Source organism: Mangrovihabitans endophyticus, assembly GCF_014646155.1.
Taxonomy (GTDB): domain Bacteria; phylum Actinomycetota; class Actinomycetes; order Mycobacteriales; family Micromonosporaceae; genus Actinoplanes; species Actinoplanes endophyticus.
In genome coordinates this window covers 1-622 of sequence record NZ_BMMX01000155.1, presented here as the reverse complement: position 1 = coordinate 622, position 622 = coordinate 1, and the positions used below count along the sequence as shown (strand labels likewise).

Sequence of the window (622 nt, the reverse complement as noted above, 5' to 3'; positions counted from 1 at the left end):
GAAGAGAACAAAACCAGTTCAGGCATCATCATCCCTGATAACGCTAAAGAAAAGCCTTTAATGGGCGTAGTCAAAGCGGTTAGCCATAAAATCAGCGAGGGTTGCAAATGCGTTAAAGAAGGCGATGTGATCGCTTTTGGCAAATACAAAGGTGCAGAAATCGTTTTAGACGGCGTTGAATACATGGTGCTAGAACTAGAAGACATTCTAGGTATTGTGGGCTCAGGCTCTTGTTGTCATACAAATAGTCATGACCATAAACATGCTAAAGAGCATGAATCTTGCTGCCATGATCACAAAAAACACTAAAAACATCATTATTAAGGATACAAAATGGCAAAAGAACTCAAATTTTCAGATGGTGCAAGAAACCTTTTATTTGAAGGCGTGAGACAACTCCATGACGCTGTCAAAGTAACCATGGGGCCAAGAGGCAGGAATGTGTTGATCCAAAAAAGCTATGGCGCTCCAAGTATCACCAAAGACGGCGTGAGCGTGGCTAAAGAGATTGAATTAAGTTGCCCGGTGGCTAACATGGGCGCTCAACTCGTTAAAGAAGTAGCGAGCAAAACCGCTGATGCTGCCGGCGATGGCACGACCACAGCGACCGTGCTTGCTTATA

General features: G+C 44.1%; 2 protein-coding genes. Both read left to right on the top strand.

Going from position 1 to position 622, the window contains the following annotated elements; translation table 11 throughout:
• Positions 1 to 309 (top strand): co-chaperone GroES (gene groES / locus IEY73_RS34670; RefSeq protein WP_189083240.1); only part of this gene is annotated, 309 nt, incomplete at its 5' end.
• 24 nt (positions 310 to 333) lie between these two features.
• A partial coding sequence (locus IEY73_RS34665) for a TCP-1/cpn60 chaperonin family protein (RefSeq protein WP_505744158.1) occupies positions 334 to 622 on the top strand: 289 nt, incomplete at its 3' end.